This window comes from Nonomuraea sp. NPDC050202 (assembly GCF_040656115.1).
Lineage (GTDB): Bacteria > Actinomycetota > Actinomycetes > Streptosporangiales > Streptosporangiaceae > Nonomuraea.
On record NZ_JBFALF010000001.1, the window covers coordinates 1,026,030 to 1,050,630 of the forward strand.

The following is a 24,601-nucleotide window of genomic DNA, read 5'->3' on the forward strand; positions in this document are numbered from 1 at the left end:
TGATCCCTCGCCACTGCGCGGACCCCAGTTCTGTCTCAGTTCTGTCTCAGCGGCCATCGGGTTGCCGGAACTGCCGATCAATGGCTTCGCGGACCCGGTCGTGAGACGAAGGCAGCATATGGGCGTAGACACGCAGAGTAAGCGCTGGATCGGCGTGACCCAAGTACTCGGACAGGTCCTTGATCGTCACACCACCTGCCAGGGTCACGCTGGCGAAGTAGTGACGGAGCTGGTGTGTGCCTTGCTGCCGCGTGGTGAGGTAGCGTCGCCGGCCTTGTGTGTCCTTGACCGGCTCTGGAATGACTCCGGCCGCGACGAGCGCGGGTTTCCAGACGGTCTCGTCGTAGTTGCGATGCCGAACGTGTAAATCGTCGGTCGCCCACCGGAACAGCAGGTTGTGAGTACGCGGCTTCCCAGCGGGTTTCTCCCAGGGCAGGGTGTACGGCCGTGGCGTGTGGGCCTCGATGTGCGCACGCAGATGCTCTGCAACCCATCGAGACATGGGAATCGTGCGCTCCTTGTCCCTTTTCGGCAGGGCGAAAACGAAGTCACTCCTCAGCTTCTTGACCTGGCGCCGTACGTGAATGGTCATCTCCTCGAAATCCACGTCCTCGAGGGCGAGGCCGAACCACTCGCCTGCCCGCATGCCGCATCCAGCCCCGAGAACGGGCATGGCTCGCAGGTGCGCCGGATGGGCGGCGATGATCTCGAGAACCACCGAGTCCGCCCACGGGGCCACCTTCTTGTACGCGTGCGCAGGTGCCTTGACGATGTCGGCCTTTGCTGGGTTCTTCTTAATCTCCTCGTCGGCAACGGCGAGATCGAGGATGCCCTGCAGAACGAGGGAGTGCCGTAATCGGTGTTGAGGCCTCGTACCGCTCGCCGAGTTCAGCCAGGAACTCCTGGACTTCGGACGGCTTGATCGACCCAACCTTGCGTTTCCCGAACTTCGGGCCGATGTGAAGCCGGTACATCGACTCGTCGTTGGACCCCCATATGTATAGGTATCCCCCTGCATGTGTTAGCGTCGAAGATGTAACACCACGAACACCGCACCTGACCAGCCGAAACGCCGAAGAGGGCGCCGCACTCGGCCCCGCCCGGCTGGACAGACCCGACACCATGTGCTGATAGCGGCACCGCAATCAACGAACAGCTCCGGCCCCGCAACCGCCACGGTCGCGGGGCCGCGGCATGTCACAAGGGAAACGACATGACCACGATGATCACCCGAACGCACGCCGAACTGCTCATCACAGTCAAGGCAATCCGCTACGCGGGCGGAACCACCAGCCAGATGCTCGCGACCATCGCCCGGATGCTGACCAACCCGGCCACCCCCGAGCAGTACGAGGACAACCTGCACACCGTCACCGCGACGGCTGCCCACCACTTCGCCTACGAGAAGGACACCGGCCCCACGTCGTACCCGGAGGACGCCACGTACGACGACCTCACCCCCGAAGGACAGATGGTCGTCATCCGGCACGTCATCTTCGACCTCGGCGAGCGCGACAAGCCGGCCGAGACGGCTGTCACCACGGCCCAAACGAGCACCCCGACCACTCGCTACCTGGCCATCGCGATCGACGAGTCCGACACCTTCGCGCTCGGCCTCGACGGCGCTCCCCTCCCCGCGCACCACCTGGTGGCCATCGCCGAAGCCGAGGAGGACACCGAAGACGGCGAGACGACGCTGTTCCCCCTGCCGAAGATCGTTGCGATCCTCGACACCGGCGTCCCCCTCGACAACGACGCCCCCGCGCTGGACGGCCTGCTCGACCGTCACGGCTGGAAGCTGATCGGCGAGAGCGACGGTTACCCCGACAACGACGAGCACGAAGTCACCCCGACCAACCCGACGACGACGCCACCCGCCATCGAGTACCACGACGGCCGCCCGATGCCGTACTGCGTCGCCGGCCGGAAGAAGCTCGACGAGCGCGGCTCGCTGGTGGACGCGCTCCTCGTGACCACGTTCACCGCCGCCCAGGCCACCGACCCCGGCAAGTGGGGCCTCGACCACACCGGCGTCGAGCTGCTGCTGACCGGCGCCGTCCGCGCCGCCGTGGACGACCGGCTCGACTTCGAGCAGGTCGTCCGGGGCAACGCCGGGCTCGACTGCAAGCGACGCCTGCTCATGGCCGCGTGCGCGGCGATCGACACCGCGCTCGACGTGATCGGGGAGCGCGCCACCTGCCGCACCTGCGACGGCCCCGCCGTGTCCCGCACGACGGACGGCAAGCCCGTCTGCGCCAACACCGGCCACTGAGCCAGGACGAAAGGACCACGAACATGCTGCGCGACCTGATCGAGCTGCCCGAGGGCTGGGAGTGGAGCATCTACGGCGACACTCCTGTCTGCCCGGACGGCTACGAGATCGAGGTGGACGGCACCTGCCCGGACGGGCACGTCTCGCCCCTCCTCGACATGGGCCTCATCTGACCTTCGCTCCCGCCACCCCGAATGGAGCCCACCATGGACACCACAACCCGCGGCATCGCCGAAGACCTGCTGCTCCTCATGCGCCGCCTCAACCAGGTCGATGACCAGAAGCTCGCCCGCGACCCCGGACCGTACGGGCACGCCCAGCGCGCGCTCATCGCGATCCTGGAGACCGCCGACTGGGGGCCCGCCCACGCCAGCGAGGCCATCCAGCACGCCATGCAGGAAGGCTGCACGCTGTTCGACGCGATGATGGCCACCCGCGCAGGTGAATGCGGTACCGCAATCAACGGCGCGAGCACGGTAAACGCGTCTATCGCCGAGATCAGTAACGAGCTGGCGCAGCAGATCGCCGACGCGATCGGAGAGCACTTCCACGGCGACTGCAACTACTGGCCGCAGGTCATGGACGCCGATTGGGACGACGGCGACGGCCGCGTCATCGTCTGGGAGCACGGCGTGGATGAGTGGACGTTCCTGGTCTCCCACGGCGGCCAGCCGGACTATTCGCCGATCGAGTACGAGCCGGTCCCGCTGCCCGCGGGCGTGTGGGTCGAGGCGGTCAACCACTGCGCCCTGCGGGTCATGTCCCGCGAGTAGGCCCGACAACGCCGATGGCCGGGCCCGCCACAGGCCCGGCCATCCCAACACCACAAAAAGCCCCGGACCCTCGTCGCCACAACGAAGACCCGATGCGTTTCAGCGTAACGCACCCGCCCGGCCGAGACAGACCGCCCAGAAGGGACCATCCGGAACCGCGCTGCCGATGGCCACGACGACAGCACCGAGCACGAGCCGGTGAGCATCGCCGACGTCTTCCCCGTCGAGATCCACGACCAGTGCAACGACTGCCCGGCCCGCGCCGACGCGCCCCCGGCGCAGCACAGCTACTCCTGCTCCACCAACTGGCGGTAGATCGCCATGCGTAACGACAACCTCGACCAGGAGCGCGGCTACGCCTACATGGCCGTCAGCCCGAACGGCGGCGGCAACGTCTACGTCACCGGCTGTCCCTGCGTCGCCTGCGCCCCTCCTCAGCCCGACCCCAACAACCGGCACCCCGTGCCCTGCGAGTGGGCGCGAGCGCACGCCTGGAACACCGTCCGCAACTGGGGCGCAGGTGCCCACGTTCGCCGCATCCCCATCACCGAGCTTCCGCCCGAGCTCCAGCCCTGAAGGGAACCGCCTCATGCCCATGCAGCCCAACCGCAGCGCCTCCGGGATCATCCAGCGGCTGCGCGACGACGGGTTCACCGTGAACGTCCCCGACAAGCCGTATCGCCGCATCTACCAGCTCCGGCTCAGTCGCGGCTGGTACTTCGGCACGCTCGACGTCTCCGCGAGCAAGGGCCGCGCCCTGCGGATCTCCCTCACCTGGCAGCCCAACCGCAGCACCCGCAAGCGCGACGGCGCCACCCACATCATCGGCCTACTCAACACCCTGCCCCAGCACGGCTGGGACAACTGAAAGGGAACCTCATGCCCCTCATGTACGTGCCGGGCATCGCCCGCGTCCACTACGACAGCATCCAGAACGGCCGCCAGACCCAGGCCGACTACGTAGCCGTGCTCGACGGCTCCTGGGCGCTGGCCGTCGCGGTGTGCGACGGCGCTGGCGACGACTCCGACGCGGCCGACGCCGCCCAGATCAGCGCACAGATCTCCGCGGCGGTCACCGGCTCCACCAACAGCGGCGTCCAGGGCCTGCACGCCGCCCGCACCTACCTGCAGCAGCGCAACGAGGACGCCCACCCGGACAGGAGGGCATCACCACGGCGGTCGTAGCTGCGATCACCCCGGGCTTCCTCGACATGGCCTGGGTCGGCGACTCACCCGCCTGGGCGGTGCGCCTGGACGGCAAGGTCGTCCCCCTGACCGTTCCGTCCTGCCACCCCTGCGGCACCCCGTGCAACGTCGAGGAGAAGCACGAGGCGGAAGACCGCTGGCCGCACCGCCTGCTCACCCACACCGGCGACTACACGCGCCTCATCATCGCGACGGACGGCCTGACCGCGCACCTTCCCCTCGCAGGCCGGGCCGACCACATGAACGCGATGCTCGACGACCTGGCGCGCCTCGCCGCAGCCGACCTGTCCGGCGAGTACGTCGCAGCGTCGCTGCTCGACCTGGCCAGGAGGGGCCGCGGCGGCGACAACACGACGGTCGCCGTGATCGACCTCCTGGAGCACGAGAGCGAGCCAGCGTGACAAGCACCCTGATCGGGCTGCTGCTCGCCGCGAGACCAGCCTGGGTCACCCGCCTGCAGCTCCGGACGGCCGACGACGGCGACTGCTTCGACCTCCGGCACCTGACCGCCGCGCTGACCCTCGGCGACGGCGACAACGACACCGAACTCTCCGAGGTCGAGGAGTACCCCGCCGCCCGCCTCATCGTCGGCCGGCTGTCGCACCCCGGCGACCGGCCCCGCAACGAGCTCGCCGCGGCGCTGCTCAGCCACTACTTCCCGCCCGCCGCCAACCGGTGGTGGCTCGACATCCGCGGCGGCGTCATCATCACCGGCCTGTGCCAGTGCGGCGCTCCCGCGGACCTTCCCAACCCCGTCTACGACACGGCGCGCGTCGTGTCTGCACTGAGAGGAACGCGATGAGCAGGAGAACCAGGCCCGCCTCCAACCCGAACACCAGCCACAGCGTCATCACTACGAAGGCGCGGGTCTGCGGGTGGGCCATCGAGCCCGGCGAGACCAGCGGCGACGGCACGACGGAGCTGATCCTGACCCGCGACGACTGGAAGATCGTCGTGGCGTTCCAGGGGAGCACCGCGCTGGCGGCCGCCCTGAAGTACCCCGGCCGGTCGGAGCCCTCGGAGCTGATCGGGAGCGAGCAGTTGGCCCGCTTCCTGCGCGGTAACCGGGAGCAGATGAGCGCCTTCCGCATCGACCAGCGGGTCATCGTCGGCGTCCAGGCCGGGACGGTGAAGGACATCCGGCCCGACAACGAGACGAAGGTCCGGCTCATCGTCCGCTACGACGGCGGCACTACGGGCAGCCCGCTCACCACGCACGCCCGCGCCGAGGACGAGGTGGCGGTGTGACCTCGCCCGCCCCACCCGTCAAGGCCGAGGACGTCGTCAAGGGCCGGGACGGCTCGTACGTCGTGCTGCGCGTCCGCGAAAACGGCGGCCTCATCAAGGCCCGCCACTCGGCCACCAACACCATCTGGCACCTGGAGGTGAGGGATGGAGCCTGTGCCCGGATCTGAACTGGCCATCCCGTCACGGGCGGTCAAGCCCGACACGATCGCACTCGAAGGTGTCCTGCTCAGCCCGGACGAGCCGAACGCCCTGGTGCGTGAGGGCGTGATGGTCTGCCCGTACCCCGACTGCGGCACGGCGGACCGCATCGTCGAGCTTGACGTTGCCACCCGCACCAACCAACTGCGGATCGTCGCGCCCGGCGAGATCACGGCGGGCACGGGCGACGGCACGTACGAGACCGACGGCTACGAGTGCGAGGTGTGCTGCCGCCGGGTGAGCCTGCCGGACGGCTACGAGATCGTCTCCTGGGACTGATCTATCCACGCTGGCCCTGCCATATGGCAGGGCCAGTACGTCAATAGCGCTACCGCAATTAGCCAACTGAACAGGGGGAACGCCACCATAGCGACCATGAAGAGGGGCCGGCGCCGCCCCGTCACGCAGGCCATGAAGGACCGCAGCGCCGCCAGCCGTACGGCGGCGCGAGAGGCGCTGCACGCCTATGCCGTGCTGTGCCTGAACGACCCGGCCGAACTGGAGCGGTTCCGCGACATCGCGGCGAGCATCGGCTGGAAGCTCGACCCCGCCAGCGACGAGCCCGGCTACTCGCTGCAGAACGCGTTGCTCCTGGCGGCGCAGCGCCGACCGCTCACCCACTGCGGCGGCTTCGACTACTGGCTCAGCTAGGGCCGTGCCGTGGCCGAGGGAGAGAAGTCGCTCGGCACCTTCCGGCACATCGGCCGGGAGAAGACCGACGAGGAGAAGGCCAAGGAGAAGAAGGAGGCCGAGGAGGGCTGGCAGTCCACCCGGCGCGGGCCCCGCTACTACGTCAAGAAGGGCACATTCGACGTCGCCCAGACCAGGCCCGTCGTGAAGTGCCCGCACTGCGTCACCACCCCGACCGGCGAGGACGACCGCACCACGCAGTGCCCGCCGACGTGTGCCGTGTTCGCGCCCAGGCCCGGCGGCAAGCCGCCCCGGGAGCTCGTCGTCGAGCTGATGCAGGCCCAGCTCCTGGACGCCGACGACGAGGGCGGCGAGGAGTGAACCAGGACCCGGCGACCGTGAGCGGCCGCCGCCAGATCGCCCGCAACGCCCGCCGGTACGGCTACTACGACGTCCCGGCCAGCCCCGGCCAGTGTCGGCAGTACCGAGTGGACTGCCCGCTGTGCCGCGAGCGGGTCAGCACCGCGTGGGAGAGCGGCAAGACCCGCATCGCGCTCCTCGACGCCGCGATGGACGCCCACCTGCTCCACGACTGCGAGCACGGCCCCCAGCAGTAACCCCCCCCGCGCAGGGCGGCGGGTGGCTGCTGCCCTGCGCTCCTTTCTGAGCGAGGAACATTGATCACGATCAAGTACACCCACGAGGACGGCACCCTCGTGTACGGCACCCGCAAGGGCGACGGTGTGTACGACATCATCCGCAAGTGGGAGAACGGCAACTTCAAGTTCTTCCCCTCACTCCGCATGATCGGCCTGCGTAACTCCCGTGACCGGGTCGCCGACCGGTGGGCGATCAACGCCGCGGCGAAGGCCCTCCGCGAGGCGGGGTTCGAGGTCGAAGTCGAGATCGACGACACCTTCCGGGACCGAGCCCAGGTTCTGGAGGACAAGGCCGACCGGCTCGAAGACCGGCGCGACGCGCTGGAGCGGAAGGCCGACCGGCACGCCGGCGCCGCGGCGGCCGCGCACGAGCGCGCGAACCAGATCGGCGAGCGGTTCGCGGGCGGCCAGCCCATCCTGGTCGGCCACCACTCCGAGCGGGGCGCGCGGCGCGACCAGAAGCGGATGCACCAGGCGATGCGGACCAGCATCGCGGAGAACGACGCTGCGCAGGACGCCGCCCAGCGCGCGAACGCGGTTGGTAGCCAGATGCGTCGCTCTGCGACTCCAGCCGTGACCGCGCGCCGGATCAAGACGGCCGAAGCCGAGCTGCGCAAGATCCAGAAGTCGCTGGACGGCCACATCCGCAGGCACCTCGACTACGAGGGCCAGCCGTACTACATCGAGAACCACGGGGCGGCCACCGGCGACCACCGCGAAATGCTGCTCGCCCGCAAGGCCCAACTCGAAGACCAGCTTGAGTACGACCAGGCGCAGCTTGCCGCGGCGGTCGAGGCGGGCGAGTACGTCGTGTGGGGCAAGCACAACGTGCACATCGGCGACGTCGTGCACTACTGGGGGATCCGGGCGCGCACTGTGGTGAAGGTCAACAAGTCCACCGTGGGCGTCGAGTCCGGCTACTCCTGGCCCGACAAGGTGAAGTACACGGACATCCGCGCCGTCGAATGCCCGCACGGCGAGGATGGGCCGGCCGTCATCGCGCCGAACCGGCCCGCCAAGAAGGCCCCTGCCCGGCCCAAGGTTGAGGTGCCGAAGATCGACACCGAGCAACTGAAGGCGGCCGCGCAGACCGTCAGCAACGTGACCGTGGGCCGGGGCCGGGAGGCGTTCGTGTCCCGCCCAAGGTGGTGGACAAGCTCATGGAGCTCGCCGACATCCAGCCCGGCATGGCGGTGCTCGAGCCGTCCGCTGGGACGGGGAACATCGCGGCGGCCGCCGTCGAGGCCGGAGCGGTCGTGGACTGCGTCGAGATCGATTACAACCTGGCGACTGTCCTGACCTCCCGCGTCCCCGGCGCGAACGCCACCTCTGTCCGTGACTTCCTGGACGTAGATCCGGCCGAGCGCGACCCCTACAACCGGGTGGTGATGAACCCGCCGTTCTCCGGCGGCAAGGACATCCTCCACATCACCCACGCGCTGCGGTTCCTCAAGCCCGGCGGCCGCCTCGTCGCGGTGATGGCCGCCGGGGTGATCTGGCACCAGTCCAAGGCGGCCGAGAAGTTCCGCGCCCTGGTCGAGGAGCGCGGCGGCGAGTTCGAGCCGCTGCCCGCCGGCTCGTTCGCCCCAGCCACGGACGCCAACACGGTCGTCGTGGTCATCCCGGCCGCCGAGTAGCCGCCGATCGTACGCGCCCCGCCCCATGCGGGCGGGGCCTTCCCCGGAGACTCCGTGAAGGTCATCTTCTCGTACGGGATGGGCCTCGACTCCACGGCGATCCTGCTGCGCTGGCTCACCGACCCCGGGTCACGCTGGTTCGACCTGCGTGATCTCGTGGTGGTCACGGCGCAGACCGGAGACGAATGGGTCGAAACCGCCCACCTCGTCGAGCAGCACATCTACCCGCTGCTCGCGCGCCACGGCGTCCGAACCGTGCAGGTTGCCCGGGGCGGCCGCCGCCAGGCGGACGGCATCGTGATCCTCGACGACACCACCCACCCGATCCTGTGCCTGTCGTCGGCGCCGGGCGCGTACCGGCTGTCGGATGAGCTGCTGTCGGTGGCGACCGTCCCCCAGTCCGGAGGCGTGCGGAAATGCAGCCTGAAATTTAAGGGCTGGGTCCTGGACCAGATCATCGCGCAGATCGTCGGCGACGAGGAGTTCGTCCACGTCGTGGGGTTCGAGGCCAACGAAGTCAGCCGCATGTTGAAGGATATGCCGCTCGGCCCCGGCACGCGGATCCCGTCGTACCCGCTGATCGAGTGGGGCTGGGACCGCGCGCAGTGCGAGCGGTACGTCCTCGACAAGATCGGCGTGAAATGGCCGAAGTCGGCCTGTGTGCAGTGTCTTATTTGGATTCTAGACGATCTACCTTGGTCCTCCATGGTGGAGATTATCTGGGACAAGTTCCCCCTGGTCGCCGGGCAGGAGCAGGCACGGCGGTGGCTGCAGTTCACGGCCAACATCGGACGCGCAGCGAACACGGTCACGGCGTACGGCCGGGCCCTTGAGGATCTTCTGCGGTTCTGCGCCTTGATCGGTGCCGATCCGCTGACGATACGGGCCGATGTGATCGCCGCGTGGATCGGCGACTTGCACGAACGGCCGAACCCTCGTACCGCCAAGCTCGTGCACCTCGATTCGGGTACGGGGTTGGCCAATGCCACGATTCAGCATCCACCTGCGGGCGGAGACCACCAAATCCAAGCGCGCCCGGGAGGTCGGTTTCGGCACCGCCACCTCCCGGCTGTTCATGGCCTACCTGGCCGAGCGTCGCCGGTTGGTCGGCCGTATGGCCGGGCGGCTGCTGATCAGCGTGTCGCGACGCAACCGTGGCGCACCGCTGGGGGCGGCGAGCTGGTCGAAGATCGTGTCGGGCATCGCCGACCGGGCCGGTGTCCCGCGCCTGTCCACGCACACCTTCAGGCATCTGCGGTTGACCGATCTGGCGCGGGCGGAGTGGACGATCGATCAGATCGCTCAGTATGCCGGCCACAAAGACCTGTCCACGACGCTTCGTTACATCCATCTCAGCGGTCGTGAACTGGCCGCCAAGCTGCACCGGGCCACCGCTGCAGCCCAGGCCGACCGGGAGCGTCTACTGGCAACCCTGGTGGAGGGGCGATGAACGCCATCAGCTTCGCCGACGACCAGCAAGAGCCGTTGCCGCTCGCGGCGCTGTGCCAGAACGTGCGCAGCCAGGACCCCGCTCTCACTCCTGCCGAACGTGCCATTCTGGCTCACATCAGCGACTTCGCGCACATCAGCGTCCAGTTCGCCAACCGGGATGCGCTCAGCCGACTTATCGACCCCATCGAACACGTCGTCACCGCCGCGTGGGCGCCAGCCAAGACGACGGCCGCCCGCAACATCCTGCTCGGCGAAATGCACCGCCGAGGCAGCGCTTACTGGTCCTGGGATGAAGACGCCTGGATCGCGCTCGCCGACGGGGACCGGGCCACTACCAGGAGGTCGCGGTTCCAGTTGGTCGCCTTGGGCTACCTGTTCGGCGGTCACCACCGACTGCATCACCACGCCGGAATCGTTCAGGTCCGCAAACTCGCCGACATGGTGTTCAGACCCACTGCTGTGGACCCTGCCCTGGAAGAGATCCGTTCGACCCTCACCGCCTGGCAGTCGAGCGAGAGTCTCATGTCGTGGCAGGTCACCAACGCGACAATTGACCTGCTGCTCAGCTGCGGCAGCCCGCGACTGGAGCACATCGGCGAGGAACAGTTGCACGCTCTGGTCGAGGACTACCGGGCCGACCACCCCTCGCGCCGGCAAGGGCTGTTCAAGGTCTCCCGCGTGCTGGCGGACAAGGGGATCATCACGGCGCCGCTGACGAGTAACGGACACCACCGCGGACCCAAACCGGAGACGCTGGCCAGCGTCTCACCCGAATGGCTGGAGTGGGCGCAACGCTGGCGCAAGCTGGCCACCTGCGAACCGGGCACGCTGCGGACGATGTTCTCGGTCATCCTCATCGCCGGGCGGTGGGCCGCCGAGAAACACCCCGAATCGATCGCACCGGATACCTGGACCAGGGACATGGCCGCCGAGTACGTCGCCGATACCCTGCAGGCCACCGTCGGGCAGTGGGCCGGGCACAACCGCAACCAGGTTCGTCTTGGCGAGCCGATCAGCGCCGGCGGCATGGCCAACCGCATCGACAGCCTCCGGAGCTTCTTCTGCGATCTGATCGAATGGGAGTGGATCAAGCCGAAGTTCGACCCGCGCCGGGTGCTCAGCCTGCCGCTGTCGCGGCGGGCCCAGCTCGGCCCCAACCCGCGGATCATCGACGACGTCGTGTGGGCCAAGCTCATGGCCGCCGGACTAACCCTCAACACCGAGGACATCACGCCGTATGGCACCCCGGCGGCCAAGGCGGCCGGCTGGCAGGCCAACTACTACCCGATCGAGATGCTGCGCGCCCTGGTCGGAGTGTGGCTGTTCGGCGGCTGCCGCATCGACGAGATCCGCCGACTCGAACTCGACTGCATCATCTCGGACGAAGGCCAAGACCAGCAGACCGGCGAGACATACCCGATCTGCCTGTTACGCGTCCCGCAGAACAAGACCTCCGGGCCGTTCAACAAGCCCGTCGATCCCGTAGTCGGCCAGCTCATCGAGGCATGGAAGCTCGTCCGCCCACCCCAGCCCGACATCGAGGACCGCAAGACCCGGCGGCGCCGCCAGCACCTGTTCACCTACCGCGGCCAGCTGATCGGCCCTTCCTACCTCAACGAAAAGATCATTCCCGCGCTGTGCCGCAAGGCCGGAATCCCGGAACAAGACTCCCGCGGAGCCCTCACCAGCCACCGGGCGCGAACCACCATCGCCACCCAACTGCTCAACGCACGCGAACCGCTGTCTCTAGCCGACCTGCAGCAGTGGCTCGGGCACAAACACCCCGCCAGCACCCGCCACTACGCCGCGATCCTGCAGCGCACCCTGGCCGCCGCCTACAAGAAGGCCGACTACTTCGCCCGCAATGTCCGGACTATCGAAGTCCTCATCGACCGCGAGAGCATCCTGTCCGGCGCCGCGCCGACGGACAGCCCTGGAAGTACTACGACCTGGGCGACGGCTACTGCACCTACGACTTCTTCGCCAAATGCCCGCACCGCCTGGCCTGCGCCCGTTGTCCCTTCTACCTGCCCAGGCAATCCCACGCCGGGCAGTTGCTGGCGGTCAAGGAAGGCATCGAGCAGATGCTGGAACAGCTCGACCTCACCGACGACGAACGCCAAGCCCTTGAGGGCGACCGCGACGCCGTCGCCGCGCTGGCCGCACGCCTGGCCGATACCCCGACGCCGGGTGGACCCACCCCCAAGGAACTCGGCACCGGGGTGGCTTTCATCCCGCTGACGACTCTACGCGACAGTCTCCCCGGAGGATCGTCATGAGCCCCGTCGTGCGGAGGTTGCCTCAGTCATCCTGGCGAAAGATGATCGCGGCGCCCAGGGCGGCGTTGGCGGGCACGAACATCTCTCCGGTACCGGTGTGGGTGACCGGGATGCCGTTGTCGCGCAGGAGCCGCTCGGTGGCGGCGATGTCGCGTACGGACACCGTGTAGGCGACGAACGCCGGCAGGGCCGCCGGGCGTTCACCTGGCAGCAGTCCGGCGAGCGCCGATGCGGCCACGATGGTGATGTTCGCCCGGTCGAAACGCGTCACCTGGTCGTCGTGAGCCTGGCCGAAGTAGGTGCCGTAGCGGTGCTCAAGCTCGGGCAACGCCGAGTCGGCGACGCACAGCACGCATTCGACCAGCCCGATGGCGCCGTTGGGATGGTCGGTGTGCTGCTCGTCCTCCAGTGCCTCGACCGAAGTGTTCTCGGCGAATCCGATCCTGCCTTCCGGCACCCGCCCGGCAGGCAGATGGGGATGGGAGATCTCCAGGTAGCGGGCGGGCTCCATCTTGGTCCCGGTGCTGGTCTCGACGGGTCGCTGGATGGCGTGCACGCCGCCGTGGCTGACGTCAGCGGCGGTCAGCCGCGCGGCGACGCTGTCGATGTCTGGCGTATCGGCGATCATGATGTGAATGCCCTGGAAACGCTGGAGCAAGGACGTGATGTTGGCGGCGGTGGCCTGGATGGCCGCTATCAGCCCCGGCAGCTTGTCGTCGGGCACCTGCAACGGGATGGGTCGGGCTTCGCCGGGCATGCGGCCGGTGTCGTCGATGACGGCTACCAGTTCGATGAAGTTGCGGGGGAAATACACATGGGTGTTGGCCACGCCGAACGGTTCGGCGGGGCCTCCCGCGACGCGCGGGAGGACGGGATAGGCGGGTGCCGGCACGGTGAAGCCGAGCTGGCGGTACCGCTCCATCGCCTGGTTCATGTCCCGCACGATGTGGCCGACGTGATGCAGGCCGTTGATGTCGTCGCCCATAACGGGCCACCTCCGTTGTCTTAGGTGAAGAGACCGGATAGAGATCGTGTGTCGTGTACGGCGGCCCTGTGAGGGGCATCTGCCGATCAGGTCTGGTGGGGCTTTGCTGGTACGGATCGTGATGGCTGGAGAGGTGACGTCAGCCGTTGGGGATCTTTTGCGGCGAGGTCGGCGATGTGAAGGCGCCGGGGTCGGCGATGACGCGGCGGGGCAGGACGATGAGGGCCAGGATCACTCCCGCCGCCGCCGCTCCCGCGGCGATCCACAGCAGGCTGTCCAGTCCCTGGATGAACGCGGCCCGTATCGTGGCCAGAAGCGGCGCCTTGCCCTCGGCCACGGCCAAGCCTGCGAAAACGCTCTCGCGGATCGCATCGGCCTCCGAGGAGGGCAGCGCGTTACGATATCCAGCGTTGAGCGCGCTGCCCAGGATCGCCGCCGACAGCGGAGCGCTGATCTTCTGGATCGCTTGGATGGTCGCCGACCCCGTCCCGGCACGTTCGGCCGACACCGCTGCCAGCGCCGTAGCGGAGGAGGTGGCGAAGGCCAGTCCTGCGGCGATGCCGGCGCAAACCATCCACGCCGCGACCGGGCCGTAGCCGCTGGCGGCGCTGGTGGTGGCAGCGCCGGACGCTAACGATCCGGCCAGGAGAGCGAATCCGGCAGCGAGAGTGAGCCTGGCGCCGATCCGGGCAGCGATGCGGTCGGCCAGAACCGAACCGGCGACGACGGCCACGAGCAGGGAAAGCAGTCGTACGCCGCTGCCCATCGCGTCGGTACCCAGGACCACCTGGAAGTACTGCGGTGCGGCGAACAGCAGTCCGAAGAACACGAACCCGGCCAAGCCCTGCAAGAGCGCGCCCCCGGTGAAGGGACGTGACAGGAACAAGCCGAGGTCGAGCAGGGGCCGACCTAAGGGGTGCCGGGTGAGGCGCAGCTGCCAGAGCACGAAAGCGATCAGCAAGAGCAAGCCTGCGGCCATCGCCAGTATGGCACCAGTGGTAGTCCACCCGTCCTGTCCTGCGCGGATCGTGCCATAGGTCAACAGCACCAGGCCTCCGCTGGAGGACATGACACCCAGCGGATCCAGCCCGGGGCGTTCGGTGCTACGAGACTCCGGCAGCAAAGTGATCGCAGCGATCACCGCCAGGGCGACCACCGGCAGGTTGACCAAGAAGATCCATCCCCACCAGTACTGGCTGAGGATCCAGCCACCGACGATCGGCCCCAGCGGCATGGCGACGAAGTTGGCGGCCGCCCAGATCCCAACCGCCCGCGGCCGCTCGGCGGCGGTGAACAGCACGGCCAAAGTGGACAGCACGAGTGGGATCACGAAACCCGCCGCCAGCCCCAACAGCGCCTGGGCGGCAACGAACACCGTAGGTGACGGCGCGAATGCGGCCGCTACCGAGCCCGCGCCGTACACCGTCAGGGCGGCCACCAGCATCCTCTTGCGGCCGACAAGATCGCCCAGCGCCCCCGCCGGCAGCAGGCCCGCGGCCAGCGCGAGCAGGAAGGCCGCGACGAACCATTGCAGGTCCGAGGCTGAGGCGCGCAGAGCGCCAGCCAGGGTCGGCAGCGCCACGTTCAGCATGGTGACCGGAAGGCCGACGGCGAGGACCGCGAGGTTCAGAGCTCCCAGTGCCCACCACTTCCGGGCATTGTGAACCGTCATAGCTTCCCCCCTCATAGAAATTGAGAGATGACTTTCTTATGAAAGTACACCATCATGTGTGTGTGCGCTAGAATTTGGTGCGTGAGTGACAGTGGGCTACGCGAACGTAAGAAGGCCAGGACCCGGGAGGCGATCCTGCGCGAAGCGTTCAGGCTCTTCCGCGAGCACGGCTACAACGCCACGACCGTCGAGCAGATCGCCGCGGCCGCGGAGATCTCCCCCGCGACCTTCTTCCGTTACTTTCCGACGAAGGAGCACCTGGTCGCGCTCGATCGCTTTCCGCCTCTCGTGGAGGCCCTGGCCGCTCAGCCGCCGGGCCCACCGGTCGCAGTGCTGCGCGGGGCATTCCGTGCGGCGTTCGCCGCCCTGTCCGCCGAAGAGATCGCCGCGGGACACGCACGGGAGGTGTTCGCAGCCACTGTGCCCGAACTGCTGGTGGCCAACCTGCGCAAGAGTCCGGGCGTGATCCGCGAGGTCGGCGAAGTCGTGGCGGACAAGGCCGGATGTGCCGTGGACGACCCGCGGATACGCAACGCCATCGGTGCTGTCGTCGGGGTCGTGGCCATGGTCTGGCTCCAATGGGCACAAGATCCCGATATGGATGGGCCCGCCGAGATCGACACGGCGCTGGCGCACCTGGAGTCCGGCCTGGGCATGTAGACCGACCACTCGGGTCCGCGCTACCCCGAGGCAGTTGGCTTGTCTGAGGTTATTTCCCACTCCGCTGGAGGCAGGTCTCGCCAGGCCCTCGCGTATCTACCTCTGCTAGGACGGCGGACGATCACCTACCTCTGCAGGATCATCCGGAGATCGTTACCTCATATCCGCAATAACGTGCCCATACGCGTTTTCGCTGGCAGAAGGCCGTGACCGGACCATTCCCCGGTATCTCGACAACCCCGGCGAAGCGCTGCTGGCGCTAACGATGGAGTACCTGTCCGTCGCGGTGAACCCGCGCCAAGGGCTCCTGGCCGGGCGGCAGGTGTACGACCTGTTCGCCTCGACACCCGGAAGCGAGCAGCTGCTGGACATGTTCGAGCGGCATCTCAGCAACCTGCCGTGGGCCGTCTACGACGTCCGGCGCGCGATGGCGGCCAAGCCCGGCGACCAGATGGCGCGCGGCGACACCCGCCGGTCGCTGAAGCGGCTGGTCGAGGGCACGCGCGCCGAAGTGTTCGCCCACCTCTACCGGGCCGCGTACCTGCTCGGCCGCGAGGTCGAGACGGACGGCCGCCACCACCGGGTGTGGCTGCGCACCCGGAACCTGTACTACCCGTGCGTCGAGCACGCCCTGGTCGTCGCGCCCGCGTTGGCGCACGACAAGACCCTCAAGTCATTCGAGAAGGCATGGCTGGCCGGCCTCAACGGTCCCGCCCAGCTCTCGCTCATCTAACCCATCACCACAAAGGAATCGCCACACATGCTGAACCGATTCGTCGGCGTCGATGACATCTGGGCAACCGAGCAGTTCGCAGGCGCGGGCGGCTCCGGCACCGGCCTGGCCGCCGCCGGTGTCCGAGTGGACTTCGCCGCCAACCACGACGCCAAGTGCAAGGACACATACATCGCCAACCACGAGGTCAAGGAGTATTGGCTGGGCGATGTCCAGGCCGAAGACGCCATCTGGAAGTTCCCCTACGCCCCGTTCTTCTGGTCGAGCCCAGCCTGTCCCCGCTTCACCACGGCGCGCGGCGACAAGCGGTTCTTCGACAAGGAGAACCAGATGGCGCTATGGGCCGAGGAACTGACCGAGGACCAGAAGGCCGGGATTCGCAGCCGCGCCCTGATGGAGGAAGTCGTCACCTACCTGCGGCACTGCCAGGAGGCGTACGGCCGGCCCGTGCTCGGCTTCGGCATCGAGAACGTCAAGGAAGCACGCCTGTGGGCCCACTGGGACCGGTGGATCCACGAACTGCGCAAACTCGGCTACATCATCCGCGTCATCGCGATCAACGCCATGCACATCCAGCCGCGCGCCACCCTGCCCACCCCGCAGTCGCGTAACCGGCTCCTCGTCGCCGGAATCCACGAGTCCGTGGGCCGCGTCCCCGACTGGGACAAATGGCTGCGACCGTACGCCTACTGCCCCAAGCATGATGGCTGGACACAGGCACTGCAGTCCTGGAAGAAGCCCGGTCAGGACATGGGCGCCTACGGCATCAAGAACGGCCAGTACGTGTACGTCTGCCCCCGACACGACTGCCGCGGGCAGATCGTCGAACCGCCGGTGCTGGCAGCAGCCGCGTGCATCGACTGGTCCGACCTTGGCACTCCGATCGGAGACCGGCCGAAGACCGCGAAGAAGCCGCGTAGACTGGAGGAGACCACGCTCGAACGGATCGAGGCGGGGATTCGCAAGCGGTGGGGCGCGTTCCTCACCCCGACCGGCGGCACGTGGAACAGCGAGCCGTATGGCGTGGACGAGCCGGTCAAGACCGTGGTGACGCGGGAGAACACCGGGCTTGTCGTGCCGATGGAGGGCCGGCCGGGCAAGGTGGCGTCCTACACGGACGAGCCGATGCGGACGATGACCACCAGGCGGGAAACCGGGGTGGCGTTCCCCGAGCTGCCCGAGCCGTTCGTGACCCTGTTCCGCAGCGCCCGCGCCCGGAACATGGACCCCATCACGGACCCGGTGGCAACGATCGTCGCGGACGGCAGCAACCACGGCCTCGTCGTCCCGCCGGACGGACCGCCGCCGCTGGTCACGCCGATGCGCGGTGGCGGCGACAAGCTGCAGGCCCGCCGCGCCGACACCACTCCGGTCCACTCGGTCACCGCGGGCGGCTTCCACCACGGGCTGATCATCCCGCCGGGGTTCGTCATGCGGAACAACGGCTCGCATGGCGACGGCAGCGAGCACTGCACGCCGTTCGACGAGCCGGTGCGCACGGTCACCACCACTGGTCACCAGTCGCTGGTCACACTGCCTGAGCCGCTGCTGATGTCGTACTACGGCCGCGGCGGCGTCCTCGGTGCGTCCGAGCCGATCGGTACGCTCCCGACTCGTGACCGGTGGGCGCTGCTCACCTCAGACGGGCAGATCGACATCGACCGGGTCCGGTTCCGGATGCTCGGCACGGACGAACTACGTCGGGCGCAGAGCTTCCCTGACGGGTACCGCTTCGGCCCGAAGGACAAGCGAACCATCGCGCGACAGATCGGCAACGCCGTCCCGCCGCCGATGGCAGAGATTCTTGCGTGCGCCGTGATCGAGGCGATCACCGGCGTTGAACTGGAGCGGTTCGTCGCGCCGTTCTGATAGCGGTTCCGCAATCGGCCCCGTCGTACTTCGACGGGGCTCCTACCCACCGAAGGAGACCGTCATGGCAACCCGCCACGTCGTCCAGATGAGCGGCGGCATCGGCTCGTTCTGGGCCGCCAAACGCGTCGCCGCCCAGCACGGCACCGACAACCTGGTGCTGCTGTTCGCCGACACCCTGACCGAGGACGAAGACCTCTACCGGTTCATGGACGACGCCAGCGCTCACCTGGGCGTCGCGCCGACCATCGTTCAGGACGGCCGCACGCCGTTCGAGGTGTTCTTCGACGTCAAATGGCTCGGCAACTCCCGGCTCGCCCCCTGCAGCAAGCACCTCAAGCAGGTGCCCTGCCGGAAATGGATGACCGAACACTGCGACCCGGCCGACACCATCGCCTACGTCGGGTTCGACCATGCAGAGACTCGGCGTCTGCCCGGCACCGTGAACGGCTGGTCGCCGTGGCGAGTCGAGTTCCCGATGTGCTCGGAGCCGCACTGGGACAAGGACCGGATGCTCGACGAGTGCAGGGCGCTCGGCATCGCCATGCCCCGCCTGTACGACCTCGGTTACGAACACAACAACTGCCTGCACCCGGACACGCGGTTTATCACGGACCAGGGCATCAAGACCCTGCGAGAGACCTGCGGGCAGACCGTCCGTGTCCTAGGCCGTGGCGGCGCCTGGCGTGAGGCCACCATCAAGTCGTTCGGCGAGCAGCCGACGTACGAGCTGCGGCTGAGGCGCTACGACGACGAGAAGACCGTCGTAGCCACGGCTGACCATCTGTGGCCGATCCGCCTGCGCCCCGGCCGCAGCGACCACAGCTTCGGGTCCACCGCCCAGTTGCAGCCCGGAGACCGCATTGCCGGGATGTACGGACGACTCAGCGGCAACGTTCGCCCGTCAACGGTCGGCATCATGGCCGGGTTTACCTTCGGCGACGGCACCGCGCCGACGCCGAACGGCCAGGTCCAGCCAGCCCGCGCGTACATCTGCGGGGACAAGGACAAGGCCCTGCTGCCATACTTCGCTGGCTGCCGGACCAAGGAGCACAACGGCGTGATCCGAGTCCTGGACCTGCCCAGAGCGTGGAAGCAACCGCCACCGTTGGACGAGTCACAGTCGTACCTGTACGGCTGGCTCGCCGGATACTTCGCCGCCGATGGAAGCGTGAGCAAGGGGACAGCCCGGATCAGCTCGGCGACCATCGAGCACCTGGAGTTGGTGAAGGAGGTCGCGGGCCGGCTCGGCATCGCCGCGGGTCGCATCCGGACGGAGACGCGTACCGGATACGGCACGGAGCCGACACCGTTGCACAGCGTCGCCCTCACTATGAGCACGCTGCGGGAGGACTTCTTCCTGATTCCGCAGCACCGGGAGAGGTTCCTCGCCCGCGAATCAACGGAGCGGCGACCCGCCGACTGGACTGTGGTCGAGGTCGTCCCCACCGGCCGCGTCGAGGAGGTGATGTGCGCGGTCGTCCCGGACGGTCGCGTGTTTACCCTCGAAGACAACCTGCTCACACATAACTGCGGCGGGGTGTGCGTCCGGGCTGGTCGAGAGCAGTGGCTGCACACCCTTGAGGTGTTCCCCGACCGGTACGCCGAAGCTGAACGCCAGGAGCAGGAGTTTCGCGACCACTTCGGCAAGGATGTGTCGATCCTCACCGAGACCTTGCGCGGGGAGAAACGGCCGCTTACCCTCGCCGAGCTCCGCCGTAGGCACGGGGCCGGCCTCATCACTCGCCGCCGGAAGAAGGCCCAGCCTGCGCTGTTCGACACGGCGGCGGTCGGCTGCTGATGCACGCCCCGCTGTACCTGGCGCCGCCCAGCACCGACCGGATCCGCGACCACGTCCACGCGGGCCGGCTTGGCGCCATCGTTACGCCCTCCTCTGGGAACCGCGTCCCGGAAGAGGGGGCAATGGGCGGCCGACAGCGGCATCTTCGGCAGCTCGTACGTCGGCGACGAGGCGTACCTGCGCTGGCCGCGGGACCGATCAGCCCTTCGGCCAGACGGGAGAGTGGGCGGGGCGCGCGGCCGACCAGTCGATGACGACCTTCTCCGGCTGGGCCACGTCCACCTTGACGGGAACCACGGCGCCGATGGAGACCATGCCCATCATCAGGCGCGGCAGGATCTGCCGGTGGGTGACGCCGTACTCGCGGCCGTCCGCGTGCCGGACGCGGAGGCCGAACTCGACCATGGGCTGGCCGTTGACCGTGATGCCGGTCTCGCCCAGGTGCTCGATCATGGCCTGGGCGGGCACTCCGGTTTGCAGGATGCGCTTGCCCGCCTGCATGTTCTTGAGGACAGGCAGGAAGACGACGCCCATCACGACTAAGACGATGGCGGTGACGGCGACGCTGATGATGAGGCCGAGCATTGGGGCTCCTGGGGTGTAGTTCCGTTTCTTGTCAGGAGCGTTTCTATGTGCGGCTGATTGCACGGTGCTTGACGTCCGCTTGCGTGGGCGTGCGGAAGCGACTGCCTGAGCGCCTTCTGCCCTAGCAAGCGACGGCTAAGGGAACATCAACTCCCCTCGGCACGGCTGGAACAGCCCGTCACGCCCCCGAGACGTCCACAGCAGCGAAGGCATCCCGCGGACCCTATGGGAGGCCGTGTGACTATCCAAGGCCCGGAGGCGGCCATCTGACGCGTAAGACGTGTCATTTGCGTCTGTCGCGTGCTCTGCCGTTCTGTATCAGCGAAACCGTCATATCGGGGGATAGGGCATGAACAAGAGAGATCTCGTCCAGGAGTTCTTCACGCGGACCGGCGTGCCGAGCGAGGCGGCCGCCGAGCGGGCCGTCCAGGCGTTCATCGACATCATCGTCAGCAGCGTCGCCACCGGCGAGGAGGTCCGCATCGGCGGGCTCGGCGTCTTCGACCGCGTCTACCGCAAGGCCCGGGTCGCCCAGGACCCGAACACCGGGGAGGCGGTCGACGTCCCCGGCAAGTGGGTCATGCGGTTCCGGCCGGGCAAGCGGGCCAAGGACGCCGTCAACAAGTAACACCAGCTCGTCGGCGGTCCGCTGCGGGGGCGCGGGCCGCCGACGTTTCCATTTGCGAAGGACACCACATGAAGCGATCTCAGATGGACGCCGCCCTCGAAGAGCTGTACGCCCAAGTGCCCGAGGTGGGCTGCAAGGGCCTGTGCCACCAGGCGTGCGGGCCGATCGGGATGAACCCGCGCGAGCACCAGCGCATCCGCGAGCTGGGGGTGAAGATCCCGCATCACAAGGACGCCCTGGCCGAACTCGTCGAGACGGGCGACTACACCTGCCCAGCGCTCGACTCCGACAACCGGTGCAGCGTGTACGAGGCGCGCCCGATGCTGTGCAGGTTGTGGGGCGCCACCGAGACGATGCCGTGCGAGTACGGATGCAGCCCGCCCGAGGGCGCCCTGCTGACGGACTCGGAGGGGCATGCGCTGCTGGCGCAGTCGCTCGACGTCGGCAAGCCGGACACGCTGAGCCTGGAGGAGTTGGGCCGTCTCAAGAAGCGGTTCGACGACCCGCAGTTCCGGCGCACCGTCCAGAACCACGTGAAGAACAACCGGCCGGCCGCGCCCAAGAAGAAGCCACGCCGCCGGCGCGGATGAGACGGCGGGGCGCGAGCTGCTCAGGGGACGGCTCGCGCCCCGTCACCGTCAGTACCACACTGCAGTAGCCATCTGCCGTGACGGTAGCTTTTCATACTGTTCGGCCGGGTTAGAGAGCTGTTGCAGGAAAGGATTTGGCATCTCTGGCCGGGATGGGGTGGACGGTGGCCAAATAATTCGAGTTCAATCGCCTGCGAGGTTAGCTCCGTGCCCCCTGCTGTTCCCGACCGAATGGCGATACATGCCAACCACTCCCGAGTCTGTACCGCAGCCAACGAGGTTGCGGTTGACCGTCAACTTCTTTTCATCCCAGACGATCGAGGTCGGCGGTATCCGCAGCGACACCCGCGTTCGGGACCTCGGTCATCAGTTGCTTCGGCAGTATTACCCTGGGCAGTCGTTCCCATCGTTGCGGGACGTGAGCGGTCTTCACGGTTTCACGGTTATCGATCAGTACTGGCCGGGGAACGACCACGAGCGACGGCGGTTGTCCTATGACAAGACGCTAGAAGAAGAAGGCATCCAAGACGGTGACCACCTTAGGATCAGGTGCCTTCACGTTGCCGGTGGTGGCATCCACCCATGGGGTGAGCTAGCAGCGTTCTTGGCAGGCGCCGTAGCAGCAGGAGTTGCGGGCAACGCCGCATACGACCTGCTCAAGTCAACGCTCAGCTCCGTGCGGAATCGCTGGAGCGGAGGGCGGTCCTTGCGGCATCGCCTTCGTAAGGATGAAGCCGTCGAGGCCGGAAGAGCAGCGATCTGCCTGAAGTTCGATATTGAAGAACCCCGTGCCCTTGAACTCATGAACGCACGAGCAGTCACCGTCAAGGGTGACTATCGCGCGCTGGAAGGCTTCTACCCAGCACGCTTCCCATGGCTCGCGAAGACCTGGCACTGCGTCTATCGTGTCGAAGAAGACGCCCTGCCTGAGACGATGTCCATCCTGATCAGCTCGGATTCCCATGACCCTGAGAACAGCATCATTTATCTGCTGGGCGCCAGTGTTAGCGGAAGGTAATCAAGAGGCAGTTCAAGGGATGCTGGCGCGGCGATCCAAGGGCGGCGCATAAGAACTCCGAGCGCTACCTAATGCTCCAGGCCCAGTTCGTCCAGGTACGCCTCGATGGCGTCGTTGATGACGGCCTTGCCGCCCATGTTCTCCTGGTGGCACGCGGCGACGAGCCGTGCCCGGGTGTTACGTCGGAGTCGTACGACGGCCGGCGGCGCGGTGGGGCGATCGCGAGGTGTGCCAGGCGGCGGTTGGAAGGGGTCGCGCGGCATCTTGAGGTCGGCGTTCTCTGGCATCTCGGCCGGGATGAGCGGCTTGAGTGCATCGCAGTAGGTGTTGATGGCCAGCTCGAACGTCTCCTGTAGGCCCATTTCGGTGACTTCGAGGGCGTGGGTGAGGCGTTCGTTGATGTCTTCGTACAGGTGGGCGATGGTGGGCTGGAGTTCAGTCCATTTCCGCTTGCGGATGCCGCGCGGTTTCGTGCGGCCTGATTGCGGTTCCGCTGTCGGCTGCTGAGCTTGCGGCGGATCTGATTTGCGTGGCATGGCGGTCGCTCCTGTGGTGGCCTGGCGTGGGTCCAACGGTACGGCGTTTCCGTCGTCTTGTCGCGTCGGACGTCAGCATAGACGATCGGTTCACCACTATTAATTACTGGCCTCTCAATAGTGTACATCGGTCTACCGTCTGGTATTATCAGAGGTGATCGCGGTCGATCAAGATCATCTTTCGATCTCGCCATCTGATAGCGAAACCGCTATCAGCACGCCCAGGCGGACGACACCACACCACACCACCCGGAAGGGAGCCCATGGAAACCAGGCTCTACACCCGCACCAAGCCCAACACCGGGCAGATCGAAATCCGGCATTACGAAATCGACGCCGATGTGAAGCCCAACGAGCCCGGCCCTGTCTGGTTGACCCACTTCTACGGTGTCGAGGCCCCGGCCGACTTCTTCGCCCACGGCGACGACTATGACGCCTACGACGACGTTGACGCGCTGTGGGTCGGCGACGCCTGCTACATCCCCGAGCTCGACGGACCGCTGCCCGCGTACCTGGCGTCCCACTTCAAGGAGCTCGACGCCCAAGGCTGGGTCCTCCTGCCCTCGCTCCCCGAGCCGCGCGAGTACACCTGCGCAGGCTCGCCCGTCGCTGTCCTCCGCGCAGATGGCGGCAACCACATCGAGATCGCTGCCCTGCCCGGCAGTCGCACCGTCGAAGGCAGCCTCGAAAGGATCACTCTCGAAGAGGTCATGGGGCTCATCAACAGCCTCACCGACGCCATCGAAGAGGAGAAATTGGAGTTGGCCCGGTTTGGTGGATACCTGATCTCTGGGGAACCCTGGTTCCCGGAAGAAGGAGTCTGCTGTGCCGAACAACTATCCGCCGGAGTTTCGCCGGCAGATGGTGGAGCTGGTGCGCGCGGGGCGCACACCTGAGGAGTTGGCCAAGGAGTTCCAGCCCTCCGCGCAATCGATCCGTACCTGGGTGCGCCAGGCTGACCTGGATGACGGCCGTCGCCAAGACGGCCTGACCAGCGCTGAGAAGGACGAGCTTGCCCGGCTGCGGCGGGAGGTGAAGATCCTGCGCGAGGAGAAGGAGATCTTGCGCAAGGCCGCGGCTTTCTTCGCGTAAATACCATCGATGACATCCCCGGCGGGTTCGCTCGTTTTTTCGCTGCCCCAGCCAGGCGCTGGTGGCTTGTCCCGATGT

Annotated in this window: 34 protein-coding genes; 27 read left to right on the plus strand and 7 right to left on the minus strand. The window is 67.4% G+C overall.

What is annotated here, in order from left to right:
* Window positions 1-46: 46 nt before the first annotated feature.
* Window positions 47-718 carry a site-specific integrase gene (locus AB0I79_RS04865; protein WP_357866946.1) on the minus strand — a complete coding sequence of 224 codons (672 nt, stop codon included), beginning with the start codon at window positions 716-718 and terminating at the stop codon, window positions 47-49.
* 76 nt (window positions 719-794) lie between these two features.
* Entirely contained in the window at window positions 795-1,124 is a 330-nt protein-coding gene (locus AB0I79_RS04870; protein ID WP_357866949.1) for a hypothetical protein, read from the minus strand.
* Window positions 1,125-1,213: 89 nt separating this feature from the next.
* Here AB0I79_RS04870 and AB0I79_RS04875 point away from each other — a divergent pair, with 89 nt between their 5' ends.
* The 16 genes from AB0I79_RS04875 to AB0I79_RS04950 all read left to right on the plus strand — a co-directional run bounded on the left by AB0I79_RS04875 (window position 1,214) and on the right by AB0I79_RS04950 (window position 8,623).
* Window positions 1,214-2,272, plus strand: coding sequence for a hypothetical protein (locus AB0I79_RS04875; protein WP_357866952.1), 1,059 nt, complete (start codon window positions 1,214-1,216; stop codon window positions 2,270-2,272).
* 23 nt (window positions 2,273-2,295) lie between these two features.
* The gene (locus tag AB0I79_RS04880) at window positions 2,296-2,445 is read left to right on the plus strand and encodes a hypothetical protein (protein ID WP_357866954.1); all 150 of its coding nucleotides are present in this window, start codon (window positions 2,296-2,298) and stop codon (window positions 2,443-2,445) included.
* A 33-nt stretch (window positions 2,446-2,478) separates the two neighbouring features.
* Window positions 2,479-3,045: a hypothetical protein gene (locus AB0I79_RS04885; RefSeq protein ID WP_357866957.1), complete on the plus strand. Its 567-nt coding sequence runs from the start codon at window positions 2,479-2,481 to the stop codon at window positions 3,043-3,045.
* Between the two features lie 321 nt (window positions 3,046-3,366).
* The gene (locus tag AB0I79_RS04890; RefSeq protein WP_357866958.1) at window positions 3,367-3,621 is read left to right on the plus strand and encodes a hypothetical protein; all 255 of its coding nucleotides are present in this window, start codon (window positions 3,367-3,369) and stop codon (window positions 3,619-3,621) included.
* A 13-nt stretch (window positions 3,622-3,634) separates the two neighbouring features.
* Window positions 3,635-3,913 carry a hypothetical protein gene (locus tag AB0I79_RS04895; protein WP_357866961.1) on the plus strand — a complete coding sequence of 93 codons (279 nt, stop codon included), beginning with the start codon at window positions 3,635-3,637 and terminating at the stop codon, window positions 3,911-3,913.
* An 11-nt stretch (window positions 3,914-3,924) separates the two neighbouring features.
* Entirely contained in the window at window positions 3,925-4,230 is a 306-nt protein-coding gene (locus AB0I79_RS04900; protein WP_357866964.1) for a hypothetical protein, read from the plus strand.
* On the plus strand, window positions 4,212-4,652 hold the full coding sequence (locus AB0I79_RS04905) for a protein phosphatase 2C domain-containing protein (RefSeq protein WP_357867086.1): 441 nt from the start codon (window positions 4,212-4,214) through the stop codon (window positions 4,650-4,652). The genes AB0I79_RS04900 and AB0I79_RS04905 overlap by 19 nt, the downstream gene beginning before the upstream one ends.
* Window positions 4,649-5,053 (plus strand): hypothetical protein, encoded by a 405-nt coding sequence (locus AB0I79_RS04910; RefSeq protein ID WP_357866966.1) that lies wholly within the window; start codon window positions 4,649-4,651, stop codon window positions 5,051-5,053. The genes AB0I79_RS04905 and AB0I79_RS04910 overlap by 4 nt, the downstream gene beginning before the upstream one ends.
* Entirely contained in the window at window positions 5,050-5,499 is a 450-nt protein-coding gene (locus AB0I79_RS04915; RefSeq protein ID WP_357866968.1) for a hypothetical protein, read from the plus strand. Before AB0I79_RS04910 ends, AB0I79_RS04915 begins: the two co-directional genes overlap by 4 nt.
* Window positions 5,496-5,666: a hypothetical protein gene (locus tag AB0I79_RS04920; protein ID WP_357866971.1), complete on the plus strand. Its 171-nt coding sequence runs from the start codon at window positions 5,496-5,498 to the stop codon at window positions 5,664-5,666. Before AB0I79_RS04915 ends, AB0I79_RS04920 begins: the two co-directional genes overlap by 4 nt.
* Window positions 5,653-5,976 carry a hypothetical protein gene (locus AB0I79_RS04925; RefSeq protein ID WP_357866973.1) on the plus strand — a complete coding sequence of 108 codons (324 nt, stop codon included), beginning with the start codon at window positions 5,653-5,655 and terminating at the stop codon, window positions 5,974-5,976. Before AB0I79_RS04920 ends, AB0I79_RS04925 begins: the two co-directional genes overlap by 14 nt.
* A gap of 96 nt (window positions 5,977-6,072) precedes the next feature.
* The gene (locus AB0I79_RS04930) at window positions 6,073-6,348 is read left to right on the plus strand and encodes a hypothetical protein (protein ID WP_357866975.1); all 276 of its coding nucleotides are present in this window, start codon (window positions 6,073-6,075) and stop codon (window positions 6,346-6,348) included.
* A gap of 9 nt (window positions 6,349-6,357) precedes the next feature.
* A complete protein-coding gene (locus AB0I79_RS04935) occupies window positions 6,358-6,708 on the plus strand; it encodes a hypothetical protein (protein WP_357866978.1) in 351 nt (116 codons plus the stop codon).
* Window positions 6,705-6,944 carry a hypothetical protein gene (locus AB0I79_RS04940; RefSeq protein ID WP_357866980.1) on the plus strand — a complete coding sequence of 80 codons (240 nt, stop codon included), beginning with the start codon at window positions 6,705-6,707 and terminating at the stop codon, window positions 6,942-6,944. Before AB0I79_RS04935 ends, AB0I79_RS04940 begins: the two co-directional genes overlap by 4 nt.
* 60 nt (window positions 6,945-7,004) lie before the next feature.
* Window positions 7,005-8,285 carry a DUF3560 domain-containing protein gene (locus AB0I79_RS04945; protein WP_357866983.1) on the plus strand — a complete coding sequence of 427 codons (1,281 nt, stop codon included), beginning with the start codon at window positions 7,005-7,007 and terminating at the stop codon, window positions 8,283-8,285.
* A complete protein-coding gene (locus AB0I79_RS04950) occupies window positions 8,174-8,623 on the plus strand; it encodes a methyltransferase (protein WP_357866984.1) in 450 nt (149 codons plus the stop codon). The genes AB0I79_RS04945 and AB0I79_RS04950 overlap by 112 nt, the downstream gene beginning before the upstream one ends.
* A gap of 129 nt (window positions 8,624-8,752) precedes the next feature.
* Here AB0I79_RS04950 and AB0I79_RS04955 read toward each other — a convergent pair whose 3' ends face one another.
* Window positions 8,753-9,115, minus strand: coding sequence for a hypothetical protein (locus AB0I79_RS04955; RefSeq protein ID WP_357866987.1), 363 nt, complete (start codon window positions 9,113-9,115; stop codon window positions 8,753-8,755).
* 490 nt (window positions 9,116-9,605) lie between these two features.
* Between AB0I79_RS04955 and AB0I79_RS04960 the strand changes: the two genes are divergently transcribed.
* Both AB0I79_RS04960 and AB0I79_RS04965 read left to right on the plus strand, forming a co-directional pair.
* Window positions 9,606-10,073 carry a site-specific integrase gene (locus tag AB0I79_RS04960; protein WP_357866990.1) on the plus strand — a complete coding sequence of 156 codons (468 nt, stop codon included), beginning with the start codon at window positions 9,606-9,608 and terminating at the stop codon, window positions 10,071-10,073.
* Window positions 10,070-12,316: a tyrosine-type recombinase/integrase gene (locus AB0I79_RS04965; RefSeq protein ID WP_357866993.1), complete on the plus strand. Its 2,247-nt coding sequence runs from the start codon at window positions 10,070-10,072 to the stop codon at window positions 12,314-12,316. The genes AB0I79_RS04960 and AB0I79_RS04965 overlap by 4 nt, the downstream gene beginning before the upstream one ends.
* Window positions 12,317-12,376: 60 nt before the next feature.
* Here AB0I79_RS04965 and AB0I79_RS04970 read toward each other — a convergent pair whose 3' ends face one another.
* Window positions 12,377-13,339, minus strand: a complete 963-nt coding sequence (locus AB0I79_RS04970; RefSeq protein WP_357866996.1) for a VOC family protein — start codon at window positions 13,337-13,339, stop codon at window positions 12,377-12,379.
* Between the two features lie 139 nt (window positions 13,340-13,478).
* Complete coding sequence (locus AB0I79_RS04975; RefSeq protein WP_357866998.1) at window positions 13,479-15,011, minus strand: MFS transporter; 1,533 nt, start codon at window positions 15,009-15,011, stop codon at window positions 13,479-13,481.
* Window positions 15,012-15,092: 81 nt separating this feature from the next.
* Here AB0I79_RS04975 and AB0I79_RS04980 point away from each other — a divergent pair, with 81 nt between their 5' ends.
* The 4 genes from AB0I79_RS04980 to AB0I79_RS04995 all read left to right on the plus strand — a co-directional run bounded on the left by AB0I79_RS04980 (window position 15,093) and on the right by AB0I79_RS04995 (window position 20,074).
* Complete coding sequence (locus tag AB0I79_RS04980) at window positions 15,093-15,671, plus strand: TetR family transcriptional regulator (protein ID WP_357867003.1); 579 nt, start codon at window positions 15,093-15,095, stop codon at window positions 15,669-15,671.
* A 265-nt stretch (window positions 15,672-15,936) separates the two neighbouring features.
* The gene (locus AB0I79_RS04985; protein WP_357867006.1) at window positions 15,937-16,404 is read left to right on the plus strand and encodes a hypothetical protein; all 468 of its coding nucleotides are present in this window, start codon (window positions 15,937-15,939) and stop codon (window positions 16,402-16,404) included.
* Window positions 16,405-16,431: 27 nt separating this feature from the next.
* Window positions 16,432-18,273: a DNA cytosine methyltransferase gene (locus AB0I79_RS04990; RefSeq protein ID WP_357867009.1), complete on the plus strand. Its 1,842-nt coding sequence runs from the start codon at window positions 16,432-16,434 to the stop codon at window positions 18,271-18,273.
* 88 nt (window positions 18,274-18,361) lie between these two features.
* Window positions 18,362-20,074, plus strand: coding sequence for an LAGLIDADG family homing endonuclease (locus AB0I79_RS04995; RefSeq protein ID WP_357867012.1), 1,713 nt, complete (start codon window positions 18,362-18,364; stop codon window positions 20,072-20,074).
* Window positions 20,075-20,272: 198 nt separating this feature from the next.
* On the opposite strand, the gene AB0I79_RS05000 is transcribed toward AB0I79_RS04995, so the two are convergent.
* Complete coding sequence (locus AB0I79_RS05000) at window positions 20,273-20,659, minus strand: DUF3592 domain-containing protein (RefSeq protein ID WP_357867014.1); 387 nt, start codon at window positions 20,657-20,659, stop codon at window positions 20,273-20,275.
* Between the two features lie 349 nt (window positions 20,660-21,008).
* On the opposite strand from AB0I79_RS05000, the gene AB0I79_RS05005 reads away from it, so the two are divergent.
* From AB0I79_RS05005 to AB0I79_RS05015, 3 genes are all read left to right on the plus strand, one after another.
* Window positions 21,009-21,287, plus strand: a complete 279-nt coding sequence (locus tag AB0I79_RS05005) for an HU family DNA-binding protein (RefSeq protein WP_357867017.1) — start codon at window positions 21,009-21,011, stop codon at window positions 21,285-21,287.
* A 68-nt stretch (window positions 21,288-21,355) separates the two neighbouring features.
* On the plus strand, window positions 21,356-21,877 hold the full coding sequence (locus AB0I79_RS05010) for a YkgJ family cysteine cluster protein (RefSeq protein ID WP_357867020.1): 522 nt from the start codon (window positions 21,356-21,358) through the stop codon (window positions 21,875-21,877).
* Window positions 21,878-22,163: 286 nt separating this feature from the next.
* On the plus strand, window positions 22,164-22,895 hold the full coding sequence (locus AB0I79_RS05015; RefSeq protein ID WP_357867023.1) for a hypothetical protein: 732 nt from the start codon (window positions 22,164-22,166) through the stop codon (window positions 22,893-22,895).
* 68 nt (window positions 22,896-22,963) lie between these two features.
* Here AB0I79_RS05015 and AB0I79_RS05020 read toward each other — a convergent pair whose 3' ends face one another.
* Window positions 22,964-23,431, minus strand: coding sequence for a hypothetical protein (locus tag AB0I79_RS05020; RefSeq protein ID WP_357867026.1), 468 nt, complete (start codon window positions 23,429-23,431; stop codon window positions 22,964-22,966).
* 263 nt (window positions 23,432-23,694) lie between these two features.
* On the opposite strand from AB0I79_RS05020, the gene AB0I79_RS05025 reads away from it, so the two are divergent.
* Both AB0I79_RS05025 and AB0I79_RS05030 read left to right on the plus strand, forming a co-directional pair.
* Window positions 23,695-24,327: a hypothetical protein gene (locus tag AB0I79_RS05025; protein ID WP_357867029.1), complete on the plus strand. Its 633-nt coding sequence runs from the start codon at window positions 23,695-23,697 to the stop codon at window positions 24,325-24,327.
* Window positions 24,293-24,523 carry a hypothetical protein gene (locus AB0I79_RS05030; RefSeq protein ID WP_357867089.1) on the plus strand — a complete coding sequence of 77 codons (231 nt, stop codon included), beginning with the start codon at window positions 24,293-24,295 and terminating at the stop codon, window positions 24,521-24,523. The genes AB0I79_RS05025 and AB0I79_RS05030 overlap by 35 nt, the downstream gene beginning before the upstream one ends.
* The last annotated feature ends 78 nt before the right edge of the window (window positions 24,524-24,601 follow it).

Excerpts from the sequence above, each read along its gene's own strand:
- AB0I79_RS04870 (WP_357866949.1), bottom strand. The coding sequence starts at position 1,124 with ATGGTGTCGGGTCTGTCCAGCCGGGCGGGGCCGAGTGCGGCGCCCTCT.
- AB0I79_RS04875 (WP_357866952.1), top strand. The coding sequence starts at position 1,214 with ATGACCACGATGATCACCCGAACGCACGCCGAACTGCTCATCACAGTC.
- AB0I79_RS04880 (WP_357866954.1), top strand. The coding sequence starts at position 2,296 with ATGCTGCGCGACCTGATCGAGCTGCCCGAGGGCTGGGAGTGGAGCATC.
- AB0I79_RS04885 (WP_357866957.1), top strand. The coding sequence starts at position 2,479 with ATGGACACCACAACCCGCGGCATCGCCGAAGACCTGCTGCTCCTCATG.
- AB0I79_RS04890 (WP_357866958.1), top strand. The coding sequence starts at position 3,367 with ATGCGTAACGACAACCTCGACCAGGAGCGCGGCTACGCCTACATGGCC.
- AB0I79_RS04895 (WP_357866961.1), top strand. The coding sequence starts at position 3,635 with ATGCCCATGCAGCCCAACCGCAGCGCCTCCGGGATCATCCAGCGGCTG.
- AB0I79_RS04900 (WP_357866964.1), top strand. The coding sequence starts at position 3,925 with ATGCCCCTCATGTACGTGCCGGGCATCGCCCGCGTCCACTACGACAGC.
- AB0I79_RS04915 (WP_357866968.1), top strand. The coding sequence starts at position 5,050 with ATGAGCAGGAGAACCAGGCCCGCCTCCAACCCGAACACCAGCCACAGC.
- AB0I79_RS04930 (WP_357866975.1), top strand. The coding sequence starts at position 6,073 with ATGAAGAGGGGCCGGCGCCGCCCCGTCACGCAGGCCATGAAGGACCGC.
- AB0I79_RS04950 (WP_357866984.1), top strand. The coding sequence starts at position 8,174 with ATGGCGGTGCTCGAGCCGTCCGCTGGGACGGGGAACATCGCGGCGGCC.
- AB0I79_RS04960 (WP_357866990.1), top strand. The coding sequence starts at position 9,606 with ATGCCACGATTCAGCATCCACCTGCGGGCGGAGACCACCAAATCCAAG.
- AB0I79_RS04965 (WP_357866993.1), top strand. The coding sequence starts at position 10,070 with ATGAACGCCATCAGCTTCGCCGACGACCAGCAAGAGCCGTTGCCGCTC.
- AB0I79_RS04970 (WP_357866996.1), bottom strand. The coding sequence starts at position 13,339 with ATGGGCGACGACATCAACGGCCTGCATCACGTCGGCCACATCGTGCGG.
- AB0I79_RS04975 (WP_357866998.1), bottom strand. The coding sequence starts at position 15,011 with ATGACGGTTCACAATGCCCGGAAGTGGTGGGCACTGGGAGCTCTGAAC.
- AB0I79_RS04985 (WP_357867006.1), top strand. The coding sequence starts at position 15,937 with ATGGAGTACCTGTCCGTCGCGGTGAACCCGCGCCAAGGGCTCCTGGCC.
- AB0I79_RS04990 (WP_357867009.1), top strand. The coding sequence starts at position 16,432 with ATGCTGAACCGATTCGTCGGCGTCGATGACATCTGGGCAACCGAGCAG.
- AB0I79_RS04995 (WP_357867012.1), top strand. The coding sequence starts at position 18,362 with ATGAGCGGCGGCATCGGCTCGTTCTGGGCCGCCAAACGCGTCGCCGCC.
- AB0I79_RS05000 (WP_357867014.1), bottom strand. The coding sequence starts at position 20,659 with ATGCTCGGCCTCATCATCAGCGTCGCCGTCACCGCCATCGTCTTAGTC.
- AB0I79_RS05005 (WP_357867017.1), top strand. The coding sequence starts at position 21,009 with ATGAACAAGAGAGATCTCGTCCAGGAGTTCTTCACGCGGACCGGCGTG.
- AB0I79_RS05010 (WP_357867020.1), top strand. The coding sequence starts at position 21,356 with ATGAAGCGATCTCAGATGGACGCCGCCCTCGAAGAGCTGTACGCCCAA.
- AB0I79_RS05020 (WP_357867026.1), bottom strand. The coding sequence starts at position 23,431 with ATGCCACGCAAATCAGATCCGCCGCAAGCTCAGCAGCCGACAGCGGAA.
- AB0I79_RS05025 (WP_357867029.1), top strand. The coding sequence starts at position 23,695 with ATGGAAACCAGGCTCTACACCCGCACCAAGCCCAACACCGGGCAGATC.
- AB0I79_RS05030 (WP_357867089.1), top strand. The coding sequence starts at position 24,293 with ATGGTGGAGCTGGTGCGCGCGGGGCGCACACCTGAGGAGTTGGCCAAG.